Origin of the sequence: Streptomyces sp. NPDC002088 (genome assembly GCF_040296605.1) — a bacterium.
GTDB lineage: Bacteria > Actinomycetota > Actinomycetes > Streptomycetales > Streptomycetaceae > Streptomyces.
In genome coordinates, this window is the sequence record NZ_JBEOXO010000121.1 from 1 (window position 1) to 1,186 (window position 1,186).

The window sequence follows — 1,186 nt, forward strand, 5'->3', positions numbered from 1 at the left end:
AAATATTTGAACGTCCAAAAAAGCCAAAATAAAGAGATTAAGCCTAAAAGAATGAATAAAGTTTTTCTTAGTGCATTATCAACATGTTTCATTTATAAAATTTCTTCCTTTTTCTATTTCCAAAATTGAAACCATTTTTTAGATTGAACTTTTTGAAGTTCCATTTTTAAGCTTTCGTTTTCTTTTTCCAGTTCTTTGTTACTTTCAGACCATTCTTTGTTTATTTTTTCGTCTTTCTCAATTTGTTTGTCCTTTTCAGCAAGTTTCGCTTGATTTTGGTCTATCTCATCATTTGCCTTTTCGAGTTCTTTTTTAAGTTGCTCGATTCCTATATTTAATTCTTCTTCTGGCATTTTAAGAGCTTTTAAGTTACTTAATTCTGTTTTATATTCTTCCAAAAGTTTTTTATCCTGTAAGGAAAGTCTTTGTTGCTGGTCTAATAATTGGTGAAGTTTGTCAATCTGCTTATCTTTTTCTTTTATGCTATCAAAAAATACCTCAAAATTTTTTTCTTTTTTTTCGCTTTCTTTTTTTTCATTTTTATCTTTAGTCTTTTTATAAAGGTATTCTTGTCCAAATTCGGTAACATAATTTTTGTTGCCTTTTTTAATAAAAATTTTTTCTTTATTTTCATCATTGACGTAATAATTTAACTTTTGTTTACTAACTCCCAGTTCTTTTGCAAAATCAGAATAACTTTTCTCCATTTAAAAAATATCCTTTCTTTTTCTATAAAAATTTTTTAAAAATTTTTAAAAAAACTTTCAATTTAATTTTATTAAATCTTTTAATAGCTATATTTTATCATATAAAAAACAATAAAAAACTTTTTTAAAAATTTTTAAAAAAGTTTTTTTAAAGTATATCTTTAAATATTTGGTTACTGTTTTAAGAACAATCAGTAGGGGTCACTACAGAATCGACAAATGACGATAACGGTTATTTTTTAACAAACTTATTATTCTAGTATTCGCCCCAATATTTAGACATTGTTTGTTTACCAACGCCAGGGTTGAATCTATTAGTTGGATCATTTTTCTTATAGTGCTTGATTAAGGCCGGTGCTGCCAAATATAGATGCCCAACATTGTGTTCGGCTGGATAAACAGCGTGACGCTCATCCAAAATTTTAAGCATTTCTTTTTTAAGTTCATGCGCATCGACGCCAGGTTTTAGAATATAATCC

2 protein-coding genes are annotated in these 1,186 nt (G+C 26.7%); both read right to left on the reverse strand.

The window, feature by feature from the left end; all coding sequences use genetic code 11:
• Positions 1-113: 113 nt before the first annotated feature.
• Entirely contained in the window at positions 114-707 is a 594-nt protein-coding gene (locus tag ABT114_RS50450; RefSeq protein ID WP_014011557.1) for a hypothetical protein, read from the reverse strand.
• Positions 708-963: 256 nt separating this feature from the next.
• Positions 964-1,186: hypothetical protein (locus ABT114_RS50455; protein ID WP_502988551.1), on the reverse strand; the 223-nt coding region annotated here is incomplete at its 5' end.